The organism is Pedobacter aquae (assembly GCF_008195825.1).
GTDB lineage: Bacteria > Bacteroidota > Bacteroidia > Sphingobacteriales > Sphingobacteriaceae > Pseudopedobacter > Pseudopedobacter aquae.
In genome coordinates this window covers 2,501,271-2,521,353 of sequence record NZ_CP043329.1, presented here as the reverse complement: position 1 = coordinate 2,521,353, position 20,083 = coordinate 2,501,271, and the positions used below count along the sequence as shown (strand labels likewise).

General features: G+C 34.7%; 21 protein-coding genes. 12 read left to right on the top strand and 9 right to left on the bottom strand.

The features are described from left to right. Positions 1-46: 46 nt before the first annotated feature. Entirely contained in the window at positions 47-634 is a 588-nt protein-coding gene (locus FYC62_RS11145; RefSeq protein ID WP_240534718.1) for an SIMPL domain-containing protein, read from the bottom strand. Between the two features lie 376 nt (positions 635-1,010). Between FYC62_RS11145 and FYC62_RS11140 the strand changes: the two genes are divergently transcribed. Next, positions 1,011-1,253, top strand: a complete 243-nt coding sequence (locus FYC62_RS11140) for a type II toxin-antitoxin system RelE/ParE family toxin (RefSeq protein WP_240534717.1) — start codon at positions 1,011-1,013, stop codon at positions 1,251-1,253. After that, complete coding sequence (locus FYC62_RS11135; RefSeq protein ID WP_039451126.1) at positions 1,243-1,545, top strand: helix-turn-helix domain-containing protein; 303 nt, start codon at positions 1,243-1,245, stop codon at positions 1,543-1,545. The genes FYC62_RS11140 and FYC62_RS11135 overlap by 11 nt, the downstream gene beginning before the upstream one ends. A 94-nt stretch (positions 1,546-1,639) precedes the next feature. Here the strand turns inward: FYC62_RS11135 and FYC62_RS11130 are convergent, their stop codons facing one another. The 7 genes from FYC62_RS11130 to FYC62_RS11100 all read right to left on the bottom strand — a co-directional run bounded on the left by FYC62_RS11130 (position 1,640) and on the right by FYC62_RS11100 (position 6,688). Then, a complete protein-coding gene (locus FYC62_RS11130) occupies positions 1,640-2,950 on the bottom strand; it encodes an ABC1 kinase family protein (RefSeq protein WP_039451123.1) in 1,311 nt (436 codons plus the stop codon). Between the two features lie 252 nt (positions 2,951-3,202). After that, a complete protein-coding gene (locus FYC62_RS11125; RefSeq protein WP_317131488.1) occupies positions 3,203-3,889 on the bottom strand; it encodes a TetR family transcriptional regulator C-terminal domain-containing protein in 687 nt (228 codons plus the stop codon). A gap of 19 nt (positions 3,890-3,908) precedes the next feature. Then, on the bottom strand, positions 3,909-4,550 hold the full coding sequence (locus FYC62_RS11120) for a flavin reductase family protein (protein ID WP_039451119.1): 642 nt from the start codon (positions 4,548-4,550) through the stop codon (positions 3,909-3,911). Position 4,551: 1 nt separating this feature from the next. After that, the gene (locus FYC62_RS11115; RefSeq protein ID WP_149074968.1) at positions 4,552-5,250 is read right to left on the bottom strand and encodes an SDR family NAD(P)-dependent oxidoreductase; all 699 of its coding nucleotides are present in this window, start codon (positions 5,248-5,250) and stop codon (positions 4,552-4,554) included. Position 5,251: 1 nt separating this feature from the next. Continuing rightward, positions 5,252-5,935, bottom strand: coding sequence for a GTP cyclohydrolase I FolE (gene folE, locus FYC62_RS11110; protein ID WP_052176859.1), 684 nt, complete (start codon positions 5,933-5,935; stop codon positions 5,252-5,254). Then, positions 5,916-6,329 carry a 6-pyruvoyl trahydropterin synthase family protein gene (locus FYC62_RS11105; RefSeq protein ID WP_149074967.1) on the bottom strand — a complete coding sequence of 138 codons (414 nt, stop codon included), beginning with the start codon at positions 6,327-6,329 and terminating at the stop codon, positions 5,916-5,918. The genes folE and FYC62_RS11105 overlap by 20 nt, the downstream gene beginning before the upstream one ends. Positions 6,330-6,400: 71 nt before the next feature. Then, positions 6,401-6,688 carry a TIGR03643 family protein gene (locus FYC62_RS11100; protein WP_039451111.1) on the bottom strand — a complete coding sequence of 96 codons (288 nt, stop codon included), beginning with the start codon at positions 6,686-6,688 and terminating at the stop codon, positions 6,401-6,403. Positions 6,689-6,728: 40 nt separating this feature from the next. Between FYC62_RS11100 and FYC62_RS11095 the strand changes: the two genes are divergently transcribed. From FYC62_RS11095 to FYC62_RS11065, 7 genes are all read left to right on the top strand, one after another. Beyond that, positions 6,729-6,881: a DUF2256 domain-containing protein gene (locus tag FYC62_RS11095; RefSeq protein ID WP_149074966.1), complete on the top strand. Its 153-nt coding sequence runs from the start codon at positions 6,729-6,731 to the stop codon at positions 6,879-6,881. A gap of 38 nt (positions 6,882-6,919) precedes the next feature. Then, positions 6,920-8,263, top strand: a complete 1,344-nt coding sequence (locus FYC62_RS11090) for a DASH family cryptochrome (protein ID WP_149074965.1) — start codon at positions 6,920-6,922, stop codon at positions 8,261-8,263. A gap of 207 nt (positions 8,264-8,470) precedes the next feature. After that, positions 8,471-10,006 carry a cryptochrome/photolyase family protein gene (locus tag FYC62_RS11085; RefSeq protein ID WP_149074964.1) on the top strand — a complete coding sequence of 512 codons (1,536 nt, stop codon included), beginning with the start codon at positions 8,471-8,473 and terminating at the stop codon, positions 10,004-10,006. Positions 10,007-10,087: 81 nt separating this feature from the next. Next, a complete protein-coding gene (locus FYC62_RS11080; RefSeq protein ID WP_039451106.1) occupies positions 10,088-10,987 on the top strand; it encodes a MerR family transcriptional regulator in 900 nt (299 codons plus the stop codon). Between the two features lie 91 nt (positions 10,988-11,078). Next, on the top strand, positions 11,079-13,883 hold the full coding sequence (locus FYC62_RS11075) for a 2-oxoglutarate dehydrogenase E1 component (RefSeq protein WP_149074963.1): 2,805 nt from the start codon (positions 11,079-11,081) through the stop codon (positions 13,881-13,883). 30 nt (positions 13,884-13,913) lie between these two features. Further along, the gene (gene odhB, locus FYC62_RS11070; protein WP_149074962.1) at positions 13,914-15,446 is read left to right on the top strand and encodes a 2-oxoglutarate dehydrogenase complex dihydrolipoyllysine-residue succinyltransferase; all 1,533 of its coding nucleotides are present in this window, start codon (positions 13,914-13,916) and stop codon (positions 15,444-15,446) included. Between the two features lie 70 nt (positions 15,447-15,516). After that, positions 15,517-16,524: a hypothetical protein gene (locus FYC62_RS11065; protein WP_149074961.1), complete on the top strand. Its 1,008-nt coding sequence runs from the start codon at positions 15,517-15,519 to the stop codon at positions 16,522-16,524. 61 nt (positions 16,525-16,585) lie between these two features. Here FYC62_RS11065 and FYC62_RS11060 read toward each other — a convergent pair whose 3' ends face one another. Further along, entirely contained in the window at positions 16,586-17,005 is a 420-nt protein-coding gene (locus FYC62_RS11060) for a nucleoside-diphosphate kinase (protein WP_149074960.1), read from the bottom strand. A gap of 107 nt (positions 17,006-17,112) precedes the next feature. Here FYC62_RS11060 and FYC62_RS11055 point away from each other — a divergent pair, with 107 nt between their 5' ends. From FYC62_RS11055 to FYC62_RS11045, 3 genes are all read left to right on the top strand, one after another. Further along, a complete protein-coding gene (locus FYC62_RS11055; protein WP_149074959.1) occupies positions 17,113-18,123 on the top strand; it encodes a DHH family phosphoesterase in 1,011 nt (336 codons plus the stop codon). A 114-nt stretch (positions 18,124-18,237) separates the two neighbouring features. Further along, on the top strand, positions 18,238-19,197 hold the full coding sequence (locus tag FYC62_RS11050) for an FKBP-type peptidyl-prolyl cis-trans isomerase (RefSeq protein ID WP_149074958.1): 960 nt from the start codon (positions 18,238-18,240) through the stop codon (positions 19,195-19,197). A 79-nt stretch (positions 19,198-19,276) separates the two neighbouring features. Continuing rightward, a complete protein-coding gene (locus FYC62_RS11045) occupies positions 19,277-20,044 on the top strand; it encodes a TatD family hydrolase (RefSeq protein WP_149074957.1) in 768 nt (255 codons plus the stop codon). Positions 20,045-20,083: the final 39 nt, after the last annotated feature.

Below are 20,083 nucleotides of genomic sequence, written 5' to 3'. Positions count from 1 at the left end.
CCCATCCTGAATGAAGAATGGGCTTAGTACGTTTTAATAATGATGCTTATTTAATCTCAAAAGCAGCATTAATGGTATAATTCAATTTTATTTTCTTAAAATCTATATCAGGCATAGCACCAGCATCAGCCATTTCTGCTCTTACAGCCATAGTTTTATAAAGCATAGGTTGTGGGGTAAAATCACTGTTATGGTCTTGTATTAAAAGTACGCCGCCTAGTTTTTCGCCAATACTTTCTACCAATGCCGTAGCTTTTTCTTTGGCATTTTTTAAGGCTTTGGTTTTAAGCTCGTTTTTATAAGTTTCTATTTTAGAGTGCGAAAAGCTTTCTATGTTGGTATAGGCAATTCCTTGTGCATCAACAGCGGCAATAATAGCATCTAAATTAGATAGATCTTTTACTTTTAAACGATACTGTTTGCTGGCTAAAAAAGCTGGGTCTTTTTTCTTTTCCCAGTAATTGGTATAGCTGCTCATGTTGTTAATCATGAAATCTTCTGATGGAATACCCGCTTTTAAAACGGCCGCTTGTAATTGCTTTTCTAAAGTACTGATGCTTACTTTTCTTTTAGCATCTTTCATATACTCTTTTAAAGAAATACCTACATAGATTTCATCTGGAGTGATTTCCATTTCTGCGCTACCGTTTACTTCTATTTTTTTCTTAAATCTGCTTGAGCAAAAGCCTGTGCTACTAAAACTAAGGCTACAAAGGTTAAAACTAGCTTTTTCATATTCTTTCTTTTTTGGATAATCATGTAATTGATATTTGTTTTTCTCTAAGATGTAATAATTATACCAATTCCATAAAGGGGATGAAATTTTTTTTAAGATTATTGTGATAACTAATATTGTTGGATAGGATTGAGTCTAAAACATTTTGAACTTGTTGTCTCAATAGTTAACTTTGTTATGTGAGCGATGAGAGACAAGTAATAGTTTACAAAAACTACTTTCTAGACTTTTATGAAAGTCAGAACGAGAAAGTTCAAGCTAAAATTGAAGGACTTTGAATCTGATAAAAGTTACTCCTAAAGTTCCTGAAAAGCTTTTTAAGCATCTACAGGGAACAAAAGGACTTTATGAAATACGAGTAGAGGTTGGAAATAATATTTATCGCATATTTTCATTTTTCGATAAAGGAAATTTAGTTGTTCTTGGAAACGCTTTTCAGAAAAAAAGCCAAAAGACACCGAAACAGGAAATTGAAAAGGCACTAAGAATAATGGAGGAATATCAAAATGATAACTAAAAAAAATATCACAACTTTAGACGAAATTCTAGATAAAAAATACGGAAAAAAGGGAAATCCAAAAAGAGAAGAATGGGAACAACAATTTGAAGCTTTCAGACTTGGTGCATTACTTGAAGAAGCCAGAACTAAGTTAGGAATGACACAAGAAGAACTTGCAAAAAAATGCGGTACTAATAAATCCTATATTTCCAGAATTGAGAATGATGCTTCTGATATCAGACTTTCTACTTTAATGAAAATCATTCAAAAAGGTTTGGGAGGGCATTTAAAACTAACTCTTCAAGTTTAAGTAAGACAAGATTCTGAACAAATTTTAAAAATATATGAAAGCTATATAAAATAAAAAGCTCTGGATTTTCGCCAGAGCTTTTTTGTTTATTGCCTTAGTAAGCCAATTGTACATGTGGCCTGTAAGTATCTGTTCTGATATTTGCTTTTAACTCGTGTAAAATATTGTACAAGCCAAAATTGGTGCGGTTAACATAAATGAAATGTTTTACACCACGAGCCTGCTTAAACTCAGGCATTTTAGCTATTTTCTCGCCAAAAGTATATAAAGCATCAAAGAAATGGGTTTGCCCAAAATCAAATTCGCCAGTCATATAAGGTTCTGCAAAAAGGGTAATCATCTCTTTATAATTTTGATAATAGAACTCTATTTGCTGAGCGTTATCTTTTGGTAAAATCATCTCTAAAAGCCTAAAAGCTTTAATAGTTTCTTCTTTATTATTTAATAATTCTGTTGATGTAGTAGAGAAAAAAGGATAGTAAAAGTCATCTGGAATTTCTTTAATACATCCAAAATCAATAATACCTAGTTTACCTTCTGGGGTAATTAAGAAATTACCCGGATGAGGGTCGGCATGTACCGCTCTTAATTCATGTTGTTGAAAATTATAAAAATCCCAAAGTGCTTGGCCAATTTGGTTTCTTAATTCCTGACTAGGGTTGGTTTGTAAAAACTCTTTGAGGTGTAAGCCCTCTATCCAATCCATGGTAATAATTCTTGGGCCAGATAGTTCTGGATAGTATGCCGGGAAAACCAAATTAGGAATATCAGCGCAAGCGTTAGAAAACTGTAAAGAGCGTTTTACTTCTAATTCATAATCTGTTTCTTCTACCAAACGCTCTTCAACTTCTTTCATGTAGATATCAAGCTCTTTTTCGCTCATGCCTAACAACCTAAAGGCGAAAGGTTTTACCAATTTTAAATCTGACGAAATAGAGCTGCCAACACCCGGATATTGGATTTTTACAGCCAATTTTTTTCCATTTAATGTTGCCTGGTGCACCTGCCCAATAGATGCTGCATTGGTTGATTTTAAATTGAAAGTATCGTATATTTTTTCTGGCGTTTTACCAAAATGCTTTCTGAAAGATTGTACAATCAATGGTCCGCTTAAAGGTGGCGCATTGTATTGCGATAAAGAAAACTTGTCTACATAAGCCTTTGGCAGGATGTTTTTATCCATGCTAAGCATTTGTGCAACTTTTAAAGCACTACCTTTAAGCTGACTTAAAGAGTTGTAGATGTCGCTTGCATTATCCTCATTCAATTCATCCTTACTTAAATCTGGGTTGAAAAGTTTTTTAGAATAATGCTTGATATAATTACCACCTATTTTTATACCTGTGCCTACAAATTTTGCAGAACGGGCTACTTTACTAGATGGAATACTGTTTTGCTCTTTCATTTTTATATGTGGGTATATAGATTAGATGATACAAGATTCTATGGTTTTAATTCTCAAATCCATCCTTTATTTTTCAATCTTTAATCCTTGCTCCTTAATCCTTATTCCTTGCTCTTTAATCCTTATTCCTTGCTCCTTAATCCTTGCTCCTTAATCCTTATTCCTTGCTCTTTAATCCTTAATCCTTGCTCCTTAATCCTTGCTCCTTAATCCTTATTCCTTGCTCCTTAATCCTTGCACCTTAATATTTAGTTAAAAAGCCATTTTAATACCTGCATGTTGTGCTAAAAACTTTCCGTATTCAAATAAATTATCAATAGGAGAGCGCTGGAATAAATCAAAAGTTACGTTAATACCTTTTTCTATAGCTTCATCGGTTTTTTCAAAACCTGCAGATTGATCTTTGGTCCAGAAGTTTAATAAGAAGGCTACTTGTAACCAAAGCGCATCCACATATTTATCGCTTATAAACTTTCTTTCTGATAACTCGCCGCTTTCTATACCCTCTTGTATAATTTGAGTGCTAAATTCATTAAAAGTTTCTTTGGCAAAACTTAATGCTATAGGTGTTTTAAGACCTTTTTTGAAGCTTCTTATGCTATGCGAAGCATAACTTCTTTTGCTTTTTAAAAGTTCAAAAAAACTGTAGAAGAAAGAAAGGGCTTTTTCTCTGGCCGAGTATTGTTCCCAAACTTCTTGACTTTTAATCTCGGCTATGGTTTTAGAAAATAAATCATTCCAGATATCAGCTTCTATAGCGCTAAAAGAGGCATAAAATTTATAAAATTCTTCCTCGGCCATTTTATTCTTCTTCGCAAAAATAAAAACCGATGCAGGCTGCTTACCCTCGGTTAATAGGTATTCTATATAAGCGTTCTGAATTTTTTCTTTGGTACCTATTGCTTTTGGCTTTTTTTCTGAGATTTTATTTTCCATCATCTTCAAGATTAATTAATTCTTAAACGTTTATTTCTTCCGGATGTTTTTCTGGTTGTGCATAGCTTAATCTGGCTAATAATTGTGTGCTGTGGTAAGCATCTAAACCAGCTACTGTTACCGTATTTGTTGCTGCTAGGTTTATATAACCATCTGCCGAAATTAAATTTTCATCAACACAAACATGTAGTACTTCACCAATTACAATACGGGTATTATTTAGCGTAATAGGTATAATCTCTTTGAGCTTTAAGCCCAATTTAACCGATGATTCTTTAACAAAAGGAGCATCAAAACCTTCTAGATACTCTTCCAAAAAACCACAGGCAGCAAATTCAGATTCGCCTGCTTTATACCTAGCGCTTGTTTGGTGCGCCGCTTTATAAAACTCTTCTTTTACATTATTAAGGGTATAAAATCCGCTTTCGCTGATGTTTTTTAAAGTTTCATGCTCTGGTCCATCTGGTCTTACTACCATGCCAATATATGCTGGGTTGGCGCCAATATGAAAAATAGAGTTAAACAAAGCAATATTGGTTGCACCTGTAGTTTTACTTTTGGTAGCAACCATTTGTAAACTCTTAAACCCAGAAATACTATTCATAAATGTAGTACGATATCTGGATGGGAGTTCTGTAATTTGCTCTGAAGTGAGATGCTTCATCTTAAAATGATTTTAAAGTAGACATTCCACCATCTATACCTATAACCTGCCCGGTTATCCAAGAGCTTTTTTCTGATAGCAAGAAATAAGCAGCTTCTGCAAGTTCTTCTGCGGTACCAACTCTTCCTAAAGGATGCCTTTTCTCCGAAGCTTCTCTTCTTTCTGGTGTAGCCAGTAAGCTAGCAGCTAAAGGCGTATCTGTTAAAGAAGGCGCTAAAGTATTAACCCTTATGTTTGAAGCTGCAAATTCTGCCGCCAAAGAAACGGTTAAACCTTCAATAGCGCTTTTAGCAGCTGCTATAGATGCATGGAAACCCATCCCTGCTTTGGCAGCTACAGTGCTAAACATTAAAATACTAGCTTGTTTAGATGCCTTAAGTTGTGGCAAAACTTGCTGAATAACTTTTACAGCGCCAATAACATTTACTTCGTAATCTTTTCTAAAATCGTCTGCTGTAAGTCTAGAAAATGGCTTCAAATTAATAGTGCCTGGGCAATAAGCTAAACCATGAATAGTTTCTGGTAAATGATCTTTTAAAACAGCAACATCACCTAAAATATCTAATTCAATAAATTTTGCTTCTAAAGGTAGTTCTCCTCTGTGCCTAGAAACAGCAATAACATCATGCCCATCAGCAATTAGCTTTTCAACTAATGCTAAACCTATACCTGTACTGCCGCCAATTACTAAATAATTCATGTTATCCTATGTGTTTTAAAAATTCATTACGGGTATCAATATCCAAAAACTTACCACCGTATTCTGCAGTAACTGTTGAACTTTGCACATCTTTAATCCCTCTAGATGAAACACATAAGTGTGTAGCATCAATAACAACAGCTACATCTTCTGTACCTAAAGCTTGCTTTAGCTCGTTAGCAATTTGCATGGTTAAGCGTTCTTGTACTTGCGGTCTTTGCGCATAATATTGAACAATTCTGTTAAGCTTTGATAAGCCAATTACTTTACCATTGCTAATGTAAGCTACATGTGCTCTACCTATAATAGGTACAAAATGATGCTCGCAATTGCTGTATAAAGTGATATTTTTTTCTACCAGCATTTGATTGTACTGGTATTTATTATCAAACAGCTTCATATCAGGCTTATTAGCCGGATTTAAACCTTTGAAAATTTCTTTCACATACATTTTAGCTACTCTTTGCGGAGTACCTCTTAGGCTATCATCAGTAAGATCAAGACCTAAAATATCCATAATATGCTTAAAATGATGGGCAATCTGGTCTATTTTAACATCATCATCTAAATCAAAGGCATCGTCTCTTAGCGGTGTATCGTAAGAAGTGCCAATATGTTCATCGCCTAACTCCTCAAAATGGGTTAGTAAATCTTTTTTTAGTGGTTTAAGCTGGGTACTCAACATAGTTTCTTTCAGTTTCAAAAAGTGTAACATAAAGATCTAGCGCATTGTCTATTTGCGCTCTTAGTATATTCCAAATTACCATGGCAATATTTTCTGCAGTAGGGTTTAAGTCTTTAAACTCTGCCACATCTAAATTGAGGTTCTTATGGTCAAATTTTTCTACAACATGCTCTTGGATAATGTCTGATAAGATTTTCATATCTACCAAATAACCTGTTTGCTCATCGGTGTAGCCTATAACTTTTACGATAAGTTCATAATTATGGCCGTGGAAGCTGGGATTATTACACTTGCCAAAAACTTTTTTGTTTTCTTCATCACTCCACAAAGGGTTATGAAGTCTGTGTGCGGCATTAAAATGTTCTTTTCTGTAAACGGCTATTTTCTGTTTCATTGTAAGTTTAACATCAAGGATGTAGTTTTGTTTAACTTTTATAGATATTTCTTAAACAAATGTACGATAGATTATCGCTTAGAGATTTTGTTTAACGTAATTTGACGTTGCAATGAACATTTAAAGCGGCTTACGTCTTGCTCTCTTTTCTTTTGATGTTTGATAGAAACCTGGTGAGCTCGCTCTCTCCAAAGTCTCCAGCTTGACGGTTTGAGCTCTCTTCTCATTAGCCTAATCACCTCTTGTTCTGATAGTTTAAACTGATAAGCTATAGCTTCAAAAGGAGTGCGGTCTTCCCAGGCCATCTCTATAATTCTATCAATATCTACTTGACTAAAGTGTTTAAAATCTTGTTTCATTATGTTTTAAACATCCGAAGTATTTTATTGTTTAAACATCATGAAGAACAAAAGCGGTAAAGTTATTAGTAAGGCTCATTTACCATCAAAGCTTTGTATTTCTTGCCATAAGCCTTTCTCTTGGCGTAAAAAGTGGGAAAAATGTTGGGAAGAAGTAAAATATTGCTCAGAATGTTGCCGAAATATGAAATAATAACCAAATTGCAGGCATTTTAAATTATAAACCTTGATATGAGTGGTAAAACGATATTAGTTTGGTTCAGGAATGATCTACGTATTCATGACAATGAAATATTGCTTGAAGCTACTTTAAAAGGTGCCAAAATTCTTCCTGTCTATATTTTTGATACTCGTTATTACACGCAGTCTGTTTATCAAACACAAAAAACCGGTGTTTTTAGAGCTCAGTTTACCATTGAAAGCGTTACAGATTTAAGACTTTCGTTACAAAAATTAGGTGGAGACTTAATGGTGTATACCGGTTTACCGGAAGAAATACTTCCAGAAATAGTTAAAAAACATCAAGTAGATGAGGTTTATCACCATAGAGAGGTAGCTTCTGAGGAAACTAAAATTTCTTCTTTAGTTGAAGATGCGCTATGGAAAAGCCAAACCAACCTGAAGCATTTTATTGGCCATACTTTATATCACAAAGAAGATTTACCTTTTCCTATAAAAGATATTCCTGATGTATTTACCAAATTCAGGAAAAAAGCAGAAAAAGAAGGGCAAATACGTTCTGTATTTGCTACGCCAGAAAAAATTGTAGTTCCTCTTCATTTAGAACAAACGGAGATTCCTACGCTTCAAGATTTAGGTTTTGAAGAGTTTCAGCCAGATCAACGCAGAGCTATAAATTTTATAGGTGGCGAAACTGAAGGCTTAAAAAGGTTAAACTATTATTTGTGGGAGACCGATTTTCTAAAGCAATATAAAATCACCAGAAATGGCTTAATAGGTGCCGATTATAGTTCTAAACTATCTCCTTGGTTGGCTGCTGGGTGCGTTTCGCCTAGAGAAGTTTATTGGGAAGTAAAAAAATATGAGAAAGAACGTGGGGCTAATGATTCTACTTATTGGCTAATTTTTGAATTGCTTTGGAGAGATTATTTCCGTTTCATGTTTAAAAAACATGGCACACAATACTTTATTCAAGAAGGGGTGAAGGGGAAATCTCAGGATTTAGCACCTAACCAAGAAGAGCTTTTTGAGAAATGGAAAGCCGGTAAAACCGGAGTTCCTTTCGTAGACGCTAATATGAGAGAATTGAACTTAACAGGGTTCATGAGTAATAGAGGAAGACAAAATGTAGCTTCTTATTTAGTGAAAGACTTAAACGTAAACTGGACTTGGGGAGCGGCCTATTTTGAAGAGAAACTGGTAGATTATAGTCCTGCAAGTAATTGGGGAAATTGGGCTTATGTTGCAGGTGTAGGTAATGACCCTAGAGAGGATAGGTACTTCAACATTCCAAAGCAAGCTAAAGAATACGACCCCAAAGGCGAATACGTAAAGCTATGGCTACCAGAACTTTCTGAACGTAGCTCAGAAATTGTACATGAAAATTATATGTGATTGAATTATTGATGAGCTTGTTCCTTGTGAATGAAGCGAAGCAATTCCTACTTATTTCATCTCATCCCGATTAAGATAGGAGTCATTCTTTAATCTGAATTTTGCCTAAAAAATACCGTAAATCAATAATTTAGATTTAATCATCCGCCTGTTCTAACTTCAATAAAATAATGCAAAACCAAATTGCATTTTCCATGTTGACTTTACATGTCTAAAACCTTAAGGTTAATTTTAGGAGATCAACTCAATTTGCAACATCCTTGGTTTGCTGATAAGCAAAAGGATGTCACTTATGTGATGATGGAAATTATGCCAGAACAATTATATGTGAAGCATCATATCCAAAAAATTATTGGCTTCTTCCTTAATATGAGGCATTTCGCCTTAAGCCTTAAACAACAAGGGCATCATGTCATTTACTTTTATCTGGATAGCACAGAAAATCAGCAAGATTTTAAAGAAAACCTACTTTGGCTTAAGCAAAAGCTCAATATTAAAAAGTTAGAATACCAATTACCAGATGAATTAAGACTAGACGAAACGTTAAAAGAAATTCAAAAAGACTTTAAAGAAAGCAAAGTTTACGATACCCACCACTTCCTAACTTCAAGAAATGAGGTCAGAGATTTTTTTAGGGGAAAGAAGCAATACCTGATGGAAAATTTCTACCGTTATATGCGTAAGAAGCACCAAATATTGGTAGATAGCCAGCTAAATCCCATAGGAGGCCAATGGAATTTTGATGCGGAGAATAGGAAAAAATATGATGGCAAAACTTCATTAAAAGAACCATTACTTTTCAAAAGAGATGTAACCGAGTTGGTGGCTGTACTAGACAAAATGGAAGTTCCCTATATGGGAGAAATCAACAAAAAGGAATTTGATTATCCGGTTGGTAGGCAGGAAGCTTTTGCCCTATTAGATTATTTTTGCGAGGAACTTTTGCCAGCTTTTGGTACTTATGAAGATGCTATGCTAAAAGAGCATGTAACACTTTTCCACTCCAGATTATCTTTTGTACTCAATTTAAAAATCATCAGCCCCAGCGAGGTTGTACAACAGGTTATTAAGTATTGGGAGTTGCACCAACATAGTATTACTATAGCTCAAGTAGAAGGTTTTACAAGACAGGTTATAGGGTGGCGAGAGTATATGAGGGGGATATATTGGGTAGAAATGCCTGCTTTCAAAGAAAAAAACTTCTTCAATTATTCTGGCACATTACCGCAATGGTTTTGGGATGGAAAAGTAAAAATGAATTGCCTAAAACACTGCATATCTAATTCTTTAGAAAATGCTTATGCCCATCATATACAGCGTTTAATGGTGATTGGAAATTTCACCTTGTTGGCAGGTATACATCCAACTGAAGTTGATTATTGGTTTTTAGGTACTTATGCTGATGCTGTTGAATGGGTTCAAATTACCAATACCAGAGGGATGAGCCAATTTGCAGACGGAGGAATTGTGGGTAGTAAACCTTATGTATCATCAGCCAATTATATTGATAAGATGAGTAATTACTGCAAAAGTTGTTTTTACGATAAGGGGAAGAGACATGGTAGTAAAGCTTGTCCATTCAATAGCTTGTATTGGAACTTTTATATGGAGCATGAAGAAAAGCTAAAAAACAATCAGCGAGTAGCTATGATGTATAAGCTTTTGGAAAAAATTGAGCCCGAAGAGAAAGAAAAAATCACAGAACAAGCAAAAAAATATTTGGAAAGTCTAAACAGCTTGTAAATTTGTATTTCTTTAAACAAATTTAACATTAGCTTGTTACTGCAATAACTCTAAAGCAGGAGTAGCTATAAAACAGGTAAGGTGAAAAGATTTTCTATTAGTGATATTGAGAACTTAACTGGTATAAAAGCCCATACCATCAGGGTATGGGAACAGCGTTATAATTTCTTTACGCCAAAACGTACAGAAACAAATATCCGTTATTACGATGATCAGGATTTGTGCATGTTCTTAAACATCGCCACATTAAATGAGAATGGCTATAAAATCAGTAAGATTTCTAAAATGAATAGTGAAGAAATCAATTTACTGGTTGCCTCACTTAAAGAAAACCATTACAATACTAATATTCAGGTTCAAATGTTGTCTAACGCCATGTTAAAAATGGATGATGATGAGTTTGATGAAATTTTAAGTACCTGTATAAGAGAGATGGGAATGGAAACTGCTGTAGCCGAAATCGTTTTCCCTTTTTTAAGAAAAGTAGGTTTTATGTGGCAGGTTGGCACCATTAATCCGGCCCATGAGCACTTTGCTACTCATAAAATAGAACAGAAAATCATTTATTGTACTACCCAATTCAATAAAAAAACAAATAAACAAGGTAAAAGATACATATTATTTTTACCCCCTAATGAGCATCATCAGGTAGGTTTGCTGTTTGCGCAATACATGCTAAGAAGCAATGGTCACCATGTTTTATACTTAGGGCAAAACCTTCCTTACGAGAGTCTTACAGAAGTTGTAAACTACTACGAACCCGATTTCGTTTTGTCGGTTTTAACTGTATTAAACACAGATACTGATGTAGATGATGCAATTTCCAAAATTAAAACCGCTATTGGTACAACGCCTTTAATCCTTACAGGCAGTTTAATCACTAATCAAGAGACCAATAAGGCAGAGAAAATTATTATTGTGAAAAATATTAGAGAGTTTGCAAGTATCATAGAAAAGTTAAATATGAGCATAGCTTCTTAATTTCAAATAATTATTTGAATATTTAAGCCTTTAAATTAGTGGTTTACAAACCTATTTTTTACTTTTGCCCCTTATAAAGAATTAGTTTTTAATGGATAGTTTTTCATACCTAAGTAACGCAGATTCGGCCTATATAGATTCCCTTTATCAATCATATAAAGAAGATCCTCAATCAGTAGATTTTGGCTGGCAGAAATTTTTCGAAGGATTTGATTTTGGTCAGCAGGCAGCAGACGGTAGCAACACCGAAAACGTATCTGTAAATTCAACACCAGATCATGTATTAAAAGAAATTAATGTTTTAAACATGATTAATGGCTATCGTACAAGAGGCCATTTGTTTACCAAAACAAACCCAGTAAGAGAAAGAAGAAAATATTATCCTGGTAAGGGAATAGAAACTTTTGGTTTTACAGATGCTGATTTAGATACCGTATTTAATGCAGGTGTAGAGGTTGGTTTAGGCCCTGCAAAACTGAGAGACATCTATCAATTATTAGAAGATACCTATTGCCAATCTATAGGTGTTGAGTACAGATACATGCGTAATCCTATCAAATTTAAATGGTTTGAGGAGCGTATGGAATCTAGTCGTAACCTTCCTAATTTTGATACCGATAAGAAAAAAAGAATTTTACAAAAACTTAATCAAGCGGTAGTTTTTGAAAGTTTCTTAGGTACTAAATTCTTAGGCCAGAAACGTTTTTCTTTAGAAGGTGCAGAATCTTTAATACCAGCTTTAGATTCTGTTATAGAAAAAGGTGCCGATTTAGGTATTCAGGAATTTGTTATTGGAATGGCTCACCGTGGTCGTTTAAATGTTTTAGCCAATATTATGGGTAAAACTTATAAAGACATTTTCTCTGAGTTTGATGGTAAATACAATAAAGATTTACCTTTTGGTGGGGATGTTAAGTACCACATGGGTTTTTCTACCGATGTAGAAACGTCTAACAATAATAAAGTTCATTTAAGCCTTTGTCCTAACCCTTCTCACTTAGAAACTGTTGGCGCTATTGTAGAAGGTCTATCAAGATCTAAAATGGATATGAAATACGGTAGCGATTATAAAAAAATTGCTCCTATTTTGATACATGGTGATGCCTCTGTAGCCGGTCAAGGTTTGGTTTACGAGGTTTTACAAATGGCAAAGTTAGATGCTTATAAAACAGGCGGTACTATCCATTTGGTTATCAATAACCAAGTAGGTTTTACCACTAACTTTAAAGATGCTCGTTCATCAACTTACTGTACAGATATTGCAAAAGTTACGTTATCGCCAGTATTTCACGTTAATGGTGATGATCCTGAGGCAGTAGTTTATGCTATCAATATGGCGATGGAATATCGTCAGCGTTTCCATAACGATGTATTTATAGATATTTTATGCTACAGAAGATATGGACATAACGAGTCTGATGAGCCAAGATTCACGCAGCCATTACTTTATAAAACCATAGAGAAGCATCCAAACCCTAGAGAGATTTATCTTGAAAAACTTAAAGTTTCTGGGGCTGTTGATGCCAATTTGGCAAAGCAAATGGATAAAGAATTCAGAGATCTTTTACAAGAAAGGTTAAATGAATCAAAAGAAGATGAAGGTGCTCCAATCAATCCAGTTTTCTCTGGTGCATGGACAGAAGTAAGATTCTCTAAAGAAGAAGATTTTGCATCATCTCCTGATACAAGTGTAGATAAAGACACTTTCTTAAAAATAGCTTCTAAAATTACCGATTTACCAACTGATAAGAAATTCTTATCAAAAGTAGACCGCTTGTTTAAAGAGCGTAAGAAAATGGTTGAAGAAACCCAAGTTTTTGATTGGGCTATGGGCGAGTTAATGGCTTACGGTTCTTTAGTTAATGAAGGTAACCGAGTAAGAATAAGCGGCCAAGATGTTGAAAGAGGTACTTTCTCTCACCGTCATGCGGTAGTTAAAGTAGAAGATTCTGAAGAAGAATACACTCCTTTAACTCAAGTATCAGAAAAACAAGCTCCTTTTGAGATATATAACTCTCACCTTTCAGAATATGGTGTATTAGGTTTTGAGTATGGTTATGCCATGGCTAATCCTTATGCTTTAACCATTTGGGAGGCACAATTTGGAGATTTCTTTAATGGTGCGCAAATTATTATTGACCAGTATATTTCATCAGCAGAAACCAAATGGCAAAGAGCTAATGGTTTGGTCATGTTATTGCCACATGGTTACGAAGGTCAAGGTCCAGAACACTCTTCTGCAAGGGTAGAGCGTTTCTTAGAGCTTTGCGCCGAGTATAACATGAGCGTTGTAAACTGTACAACACCAGCTCAATTCTTCCATGTATTACGTCGCCAGTTAAAAAGAGAAATTCGCAAGCCTTTAGTAGTATTTACACCTAAGAGTTTGTTAAGATTCCCTAAATGTGTTTCTCCTTTAGAAGATTTTACAAATAGTAAATTCCAAGAAGTTATAGATGATGCAACAGCAAAAGCTAAAGAAGTTAAGCGTGTTTTAATTTGTACAGGTAAAATCTTCTACGATTTACAAGAGGAGAAAGAAAAATTAAACAGTAAGGATATTGCCGTAGTAAGATTAGAGCAAATGTATCCTACTCCTTTTGCGCAGTTAGATAAAATTAGAGAGAAATATAGCAATGCCGAGTTTGTTTGGGTGCAAGAAGAACCGGAAAACATGGGAGCTTGGCCATTCATCAGCAGAGTGTTTAGAAAATCTAAATTTGATTTTGATGTAATTTCTAGGAAACCTAGCAGCAGCCCTGCAACAGGTTTCGCTAAATTACACTTAGCAGAGCAAGCTGCTATTGTAGCTAAGGCTTTCGAGATAAAAAATACAGAGCAAGTTAAAGAAGTAGTAAAAAAAGCGTCGACCGCTAAAACTGCTAAAGTAGATTAATCATATATCAAAATATATAATAGCGTATTTATGAGCTTAGAAATTAAAGTGCCTGCAGTAGGCGAATCTATAACTGAAGTGATCCTTTCCAGATGGATCAAATCTGATGGAGATCATGTAGAAATGGATGAAGTTATTGCAGAACTGGAATCAGATAAAGCTACATTTGAGCTTACTGCAGAGGGTGCAGGAGTATTAAAAACGATTGCTAAAGAAGGCGATACCTTAGAAATTGGTGCTTTAGTTTGTAAAATAGAAGGTTCAGCTTCTGCTCCGGCTAAAGAAGCGGCTTCTGTTGAAGTTGCTAAAGAAGAAGCGGCTCCGGCAGCTGCGCCAGCTTCAACAGGTGGTGGTGTTGTAGAAGTAAAAGTTCCGGCAGTTGGAGAGTCAATTGCAGAAGTTACTTTAACCAAATGGTTAAAAGCAGATGGTGATGAAGTGGCTATGGATGAGGTAATTGCAGAATTAGAATCTGATAAAGCCACATTTGAACTACCAGCAGAAAGTGCAGGGATTTTAAAAACTATAGCTAAAGAAGGCGATGTATTAGAGATTGGCGCTTTAGTAGCATCAATTAGTGGTTCAGCAGGTGTTTCTGCAAAAACTGTTTCTTCTACACCGGCAGCAGCACCAGCGGCTAGCTCAGCGAAAGCTGAAGGAGCTTCTTATGCAGATAAAACACCTTCTCCGGCAGCAGCTAAAATTTTAGCAGAAAAAGGCATCAGCCCTAGTGCAGTAAGCGGAACTGGTGTTGGCGGCAGAATCACAAAAGAGGATGCTCATAACGCACAAGCAGCTAAACCAGCAAGCGCTCCGGCAAAGGCAGCTGCTACTAGTCAGCCAAGTACAACTACATCTGGCGATAGAGTAGAACGTCGTGAGAAAATGAGTTCGCTAAGAAAAACCATTGCTAAACGTTTAGTTTCAGTTAAAAATGAAACAGCTATGTTAACTACTTTTAACGAAGTTAATATGGCACCGGTAATGGAGCTTAGAAAAAAATATAAAGATCAGTTTAAAGAGAAACATGGCGTTGGCTTAGGTTTTATGTCTTTCTTTACCAAAGCTGTTACAGAAGCATTAAAAGATTTTCCTGCGGTAGGTGCTAAAATAGATGGCGATGAAATTGTTTACAGCGATTTTGCTGATGTTTCTATCGCAGTTTCTGCGCCTAAAGGTTTGGTTGTACCCATCATCAGAAATGCAGATAAAATGTCTTTAGCTCAGATAGAGAAAGAAGTTATCAGCTTAGCTACAAAAGCAAGAGAAAACAAACTCACTATTGAGGAAATGACAGGTGGTAATTTCACTATTACCAATGGTGGTATTTTTGGTTCTATGTTATCTACGCCTATTATTAATGCGCCACAATCGGCAATATTAGGTATGCATAATATTGTTGAAAGACCAGTTGCAGAAAACGGACAAGTGGTTATCAGACCCATTATGTACGTTGCTTTATCTTATGACCATCGTATTATTGATGGACGTGAGTCTGTAGGTTTCTTAGTAAGAGTTAAGCAACTTTTAGAAGACCCAGCAAGATTATTATTAGGCATTTAAGCCTCTTCCATAAATTAAAGAAACCTCTGGGAATAATCTCCAGAGGTTTTCTTTTTTAGTGAGCAAATTTATGAGTATCAAAAAGTATTTAATCGTTTCTGTTCTTCTCTTAAGCTCTTTAAGTGGCTTTACACAGCAATTAGAGACGAATTTTAATTTCCACGGTTTTGCAGATAATAGAGAGTATGCAAAATCAGGGCGTTTATCTCAAACGATATTTGGTGCTCGGTTTTCTCCAGAAATTGGTGTTTTATTAGATAGCACACATCGTTTAAGGGTAGGGGTAAACTTGTTTCATGAATTTGGTTCATCAGAGTTTATAGAAAAAGCAGACCCGGTAATCTATTATCAATACCAAAAGAAAGCTTGGGATTTTTATTTAGGTGCTTTCCCAAGGGTTAATTTGTTGGATGATTATCCGCGTATTCTTTTAAACGATACCTTAAATTACTTCAGACCCAATATAGAGGGTATGCTAGTAAAGTATGAAACAGCAAAGTTTAAACAAAATATCTGGATAGATTGGACAAGTAAGCAAACCAATGAGAACAGAGAGGCATTTTTATTTGGTTTTTCTGGAAAGTACCAACCGGGTAAATTTTTTGTATCGCATCATGCTTACATGTTCCATAATGCTTTTTCTAAAATGCCACCTACCGACCAATATCTGCAAGACAATGGAGCTGTTTTGGTACAATTGGGTTTAGATTTAGGCAAACCTCTATTTCTTGATTCTTTAACAATTTCAGCAGGAGCAATGGCTTCTATAGAAAGAACCAGAGGTTTAACAGGTATAGAAATACCAAAAGGTTTTATCAGCAATGTGTATGCAGCTTACAAAAAGTTTGATATACAAAATACCTTTTACGCAGGTCAAGGTCATTTCTTAATTAATGGGGATAAGTTTTATACCTCTGATGTTTATGACCGTTTAGATATTGGTTTTACACCTATTATGTTTAAGAATATCCAAGGTAAATTTATTTGTTCTTTACATTTTGTAGATGGTGTAATTGATAGTCAACAAGCTTTTTCTTTAAGATATAATCTGTTTAATTCCAAAGCTTTAAAGAAATGATTTATAAAAAAAAAGAGCTTTAGAATGATCCCAAAGCTCTTTTTTAGGAGTTTTATTTTAATTAAAATCTCTCTGAAGCGTTAAAGAAGAAATTACCTTCAATTAAAGCGTTATCATCAGAATCAGATCCGTGTACTGCGTTTGCATCAATAGATTTTGCGTATTTGTTACGGATAGTTCCTGGCTCTGCTTTAGTTGGGTCTGTAGCGCCAATTAATTTTCTAAAATCTTCTACAGCATTATCTTTTTCAAGGATAGCAGCTACAATAGGTCCAGAAGACATAAAATCAACTAAATCTTTGTAGAAAGGACGCTCTTTATGGATTTCGTAAAATTTACCAGCAAGCTCTTCGCTTAAACGGGTATATTTCAATGCAATAATTTTAAATCCGGCAGATGTAATATCATTCAAAATAGCACCAATATGTCCGTTTGCAACGGCATCGGGCTTAATCATTGTAAAAGTTCTGTTAGTAGCCATATTTGTTTTGAATTTGACCGCAAAAATACGTTTAAAATCTTAATGTAAAAGCTATAGCTCTTTAATTTGTTGGTAATTATGTAACTTCGCAATTATTAGATTTTTGGATGATTGATATAACCGCTATTAAAGCGCTGCTTGCTGAGCCTAGACGTATTGTAATTACTACTCACCACAAACCAGACGGAGATGCCATGGGCTCTTCATTAGGTTTGTATAACTATTTAATCCAAAAAGGACACTTTGTTAAAGTAGTTTCCCCAACAGATTATCCGTACTTTTTACAATGGCTACCTAATAATCCAGAGGTTATTATTTTTACAGAAAAGCAAGAAGAAAGCAAAAAATTAGTAGCCGATGCTGAGCTTATCTTTTGCCTTGATTTTAATGCTTTATCTCGTATCAATGAATTAGGAGATGAGGTGAGAAAATCATCAGCAATTAAAATCATGATAGATCATCACTTAGAGCCAGAGGGTTTTGATGATTATCGTTATTGGAATATTGGCGCTTGTGCTACCGCCCAATTGGTTTATGATTTTATTGTAAATGAGTTAGACGAGAAGCAATACATCAATAAAGATGTAGCTACTTGTTTATATACAGGTATCATGACAGATTCTGGCTCATTTAGATTTCCTACCGTAACATCAGGCTTACACCGTATAGTTGCAGATTTGATTGATGCAGGAGCAGAAAACTGGAGAATTCATCAGCAAGTATATGATAATGCTACAGAAGGGCGTTTAAAATTCTTGGGTTATTGCTTAAGCAATAAATTAGAAGTTTTTAGAGAATACAATACAGCTTTAATTAGTGTTTCTAAAAGTGATATTGCCAAATTTGATATTCAAACCGGCGAAACAGAAGGAATAGTTAATTATGCTTTATCAATAAACGGAATAAAATTAGCTGCATTTATTGTAGAAAGATCAGATAGGGTAAAGCTATCTTTACGTTCTACCGGAGATTTTCCAGCAAATGAAATTTGTAAAAAATATTTTGATGGCGGAGGGCATAGAAATGCTGCAGGTGGCCATTCTGAAGAAAGCCTAGAGCAGGTAGTACAAAAATTTAAAAGTATATTGCCTGAATATAAAAAGCTATTGCTACTATAAGAAACATAAGTTTATATTTGGCATCGATTTTTTTATATATTGAATCATTAAAAACAGATAAACGATTATAAAATAGTAAAGGGCAAAATTGCCTCATTAAACAAAATTAAATTAATGAAAAAAGGATTATTGATTTTAAGTATAGCAGCGTTAGGATTCGCAGCTTGTAACGGTGGATTTAAGAAAGGTGCATCAGGCTTACTTTATAAAATTCATGAAGATGTTGAAGGAGATTCAATCAAAGAAGGAGATTTTATCAGCTTAAATATTATTGCAAAAACCGATGGCGATTCTGTTTTATACAATTCTTATGAAATGGATAGAGCATCTCAAACCTTTGTGCCAAAACCTATGTATGATGGCGATTTATTTACCGCTGTTATGAAATTAACCAAAGGTGATAGTGCTACCATTAAAGTAGATATTGATTCTGCTGAGAAAAAAGGTCAGCCACGACCACAAGGTATCAAAGGAAAATACATCATCTACACCGTAAAAATTGAAGATGTAATTAAAAAGGATACTACTAAAGAGCAAGAGTTCCAATCTAAAATTGAGGCTTTCTTTAAAGCAGAAGGTGATAGAGCTAAAAAAGCAGAAACTCCTAAATTAGATAAATACATCAAAGACAACAGCTTAAAAGCGCAAAAATACCCTTCAGGTTTACAAGTAGCTACTTTAACAGAAGGTACAGGTGTACAACCAAAACCAGGTGATAGCGTAATGGTAAACTATACAGGTAAATTGGTTTCAGGTAAAGTATTTGATACTAGCTTACCAGAAGTTGCTAAAAAGAATAACATTTACAATCCAGGAAGAGAGCCTTATACTACATTAAACTTAGTAATTGGTCAAGGTAATGTGATACCAGGTTTTGATGAAGGTGTTTTAAAAATGAAAAAAGGTGGTAAATCAGTTTTATTGATTCCTTCTTCATTAGCTTACGGAGAGCAAGGAATGCAAGGTGGCATGATTGGTCCTTTCACTCCTTTAGTGTTTGAAATAGAATTGGTTAACGTTGTACCGGGTAAAGGTGTAGCAACGCCGGTTTCGCCGGAAGCGCCGAAAAAATAAAAAGCAAAAACCCTTTCTAATTTTAGAAAGGGTTTTTGTTATGTTCCTTTTTAAAAGATAAAGAAAGTAATTTTTAGAAATGATATTAACAGATACCCATACTCATATTTATTATGAGCAGGATATAGAAAAGAGAAAGCAGTTAATAGATAACTGTTTCAATAACCATGTGAGTAGGTTGTTTTTACCTAATGTAGATCATGAATCTGTTCCTATGATTTTTGATTTATGTAAACACTATCCAGCAAATTGTTTCCCTATGCTGGGTTTGCATCCTTGCGATGTTAAAATTGACTTTGAGGATGAATTAAGTAAAATAAAATCTTATCTACATGATGCAAAAATTTATGCTATTGGTGAAATAGGTATAGATTTATATTGGGATAAAACCACACTTCGTATACAACAAGAAGCATTTAAGCAGCAAATTCAATGGGCTAAAGATTTAGATTTACCTATTGTTATTCACTGTCGTGATGCCTTTGATGAGGTGTTAGCCATACTTCATGAAATGAAAGACGAAAAGCTAAGAGGAATATTTCATTGTTTTAGCGGAAACTTAGAACAAGCTAAAGAAGTAATCTCTTTAGGTTTTTTCTTAGGGATAGGTGGTGTTGTAACCTATAAAAAGTCTGGTTTAGATGAAGTGGTAAAGCAAATAAATCTAAAGCATATCGTTTTAGAAACCGATGCACCTTATTTGGCTCCGGTACCATTTAGAGGAAAGCCTAATGAGAGTGCCTATATGATTCATGTTGCGCAAAAAGTAGCAGATTTACATCAGATTTCAATAGAAGAGCTTGCAGAAATTACAACGGCTAATTCCGTAGAAATCTTTGGTGTATAAGAACTATTTCTTTTTCTTTGTAACCATTAACGTTCAAAA

Bases quoted from the DNA above. Each gene is read 5' to 3' on its own strand.
- FYC62_RS11145 (WP_240534718.1), bottom strand. From the start codon at position 634: ATGGAAATCACTCCAGATGAAATCTATGTAGGTATTTCTTTAAAAGAG.
- FYC62_RS11135 (WP_039451126.1), top strand. From the start codon at position 1,243: ATGATAACTAAAAAAAATATCACAACTTTAGACGAAATTCTAGATAAA.
- FYC62_RS11130 (WP_039451123.1), bottom strand. From the start codon at position 2,950: ATGAAAGAGCAAAACAGTATTCCATCTAGTAAAGTAGCCCGTTCTGCA.
- FYC62_RS11125 (WP_317131488.1), bottom strand. From the start codon at position 3,889: ATGATGGAAAATAAAATCTCAGAAAAAAAGCCAAAAGCAATAGGTACC.
- FYC62_RS11120 (WP_039451119.1), bottom strand. From the start codon at position 4,550: ATGAAGCATCTCACTTCAGAGCAAATTACAGAACTCCCATCCAGATAT.
- FYC62_RS11115 (WP_149074968.1), bottom strand. From the start codon at position 5,250: ATGAATTATTTAGTAATTGGCGGCAGTACAGGTATAGGTTTAGCATTA.
- folE (WP_052176859.1), bottom strand. From the start codon at position 5,935: ATGTTGAGTACCCAGCTTAAACCACTAAAAAAAGATTTACTAACCCAT.
- FYC62_RS11105 (WP_149074967.1), bottom strand. From the start codon at position 6,329: ATGAAACAGAAAATAGCCGTTTACAGAAAAGAACATTTTAATGCCGCA.
- FYC62_RS11100 (WP_039451111.1), bottom strand. From the start codon at position 6,688: ATGAAACAAGATTTTAAACACTTTAGTCAAGTAGATATTGATAGAATT.
- FYC62_RS11095 (WP_149074966.1), top strand. From the start codon at position 6,729: ATGAAGAACAAAAGCGGTAAAGTTATTAGTAAGGCTCATTTACCATCA.
- FYC62_RS11090 (WP_149074965.1), top strand. From the start codon at position 6,920: ATGAGTGGTAAAACGATATTAGTTTGGTTCAGGAATGATCTACGTATT.
- FYC62_RS11085 (WP_149074964.1), top strand. From the start codon at position 8,471: ATGTCTAAAACCTTAAGGTTAATTTTAGGAGATCAACTCAATTTGCAA.
- FYC62_RS11075 (WP_149074963.1), top strand. From the start codon at position 11,079: ATGGATAGTTTTTCATACCTAAGTAACGCAGATTCGGCCTATATAGAT.
- odhB (WP_149074962.1), top strand. From the start codon at position 13,914: ATGAGCTTAGAAATTAAAGTGCCTGCAGTAGGCGAATCTATAACTGAA.
- FYC62_RS11065 (WP_149074961.1), top strand. From the start codon at position 15,517: ATGAGTATCAAAAAGTATTTAATCGTTTCTGTTCTTCTCTTAAGCTCT.
- FYC62_RS11060 (WP_149074960.1), bottom strand. From the start codon at position 17,005: ATGGCTACTAACAGAACTTTTACAATGATTAAGCCCGATGCCGTTGCA.
- FYC62_RS11055 (WP_149074959.1), top strand. From the start codon at position 17,113: ATGATTGATATAACCGCTATTAAAGCGCTGCTTGCTGAGCCTAGACGT.
- FYC62_RS11050 (WP_149074958.1), top strand. From the start codon at position 18,238: ATGAAAAAAGGATTATTGATTTTAAGTATAGCAGCGTTAGGATTCGCA.
- FYC62_RS11045 (WP_149074957.1), top strand. From the start codon at position 19,277: ATGATATTAACAGATACCCATACTCATATTTATTATGAGCAGGATATA.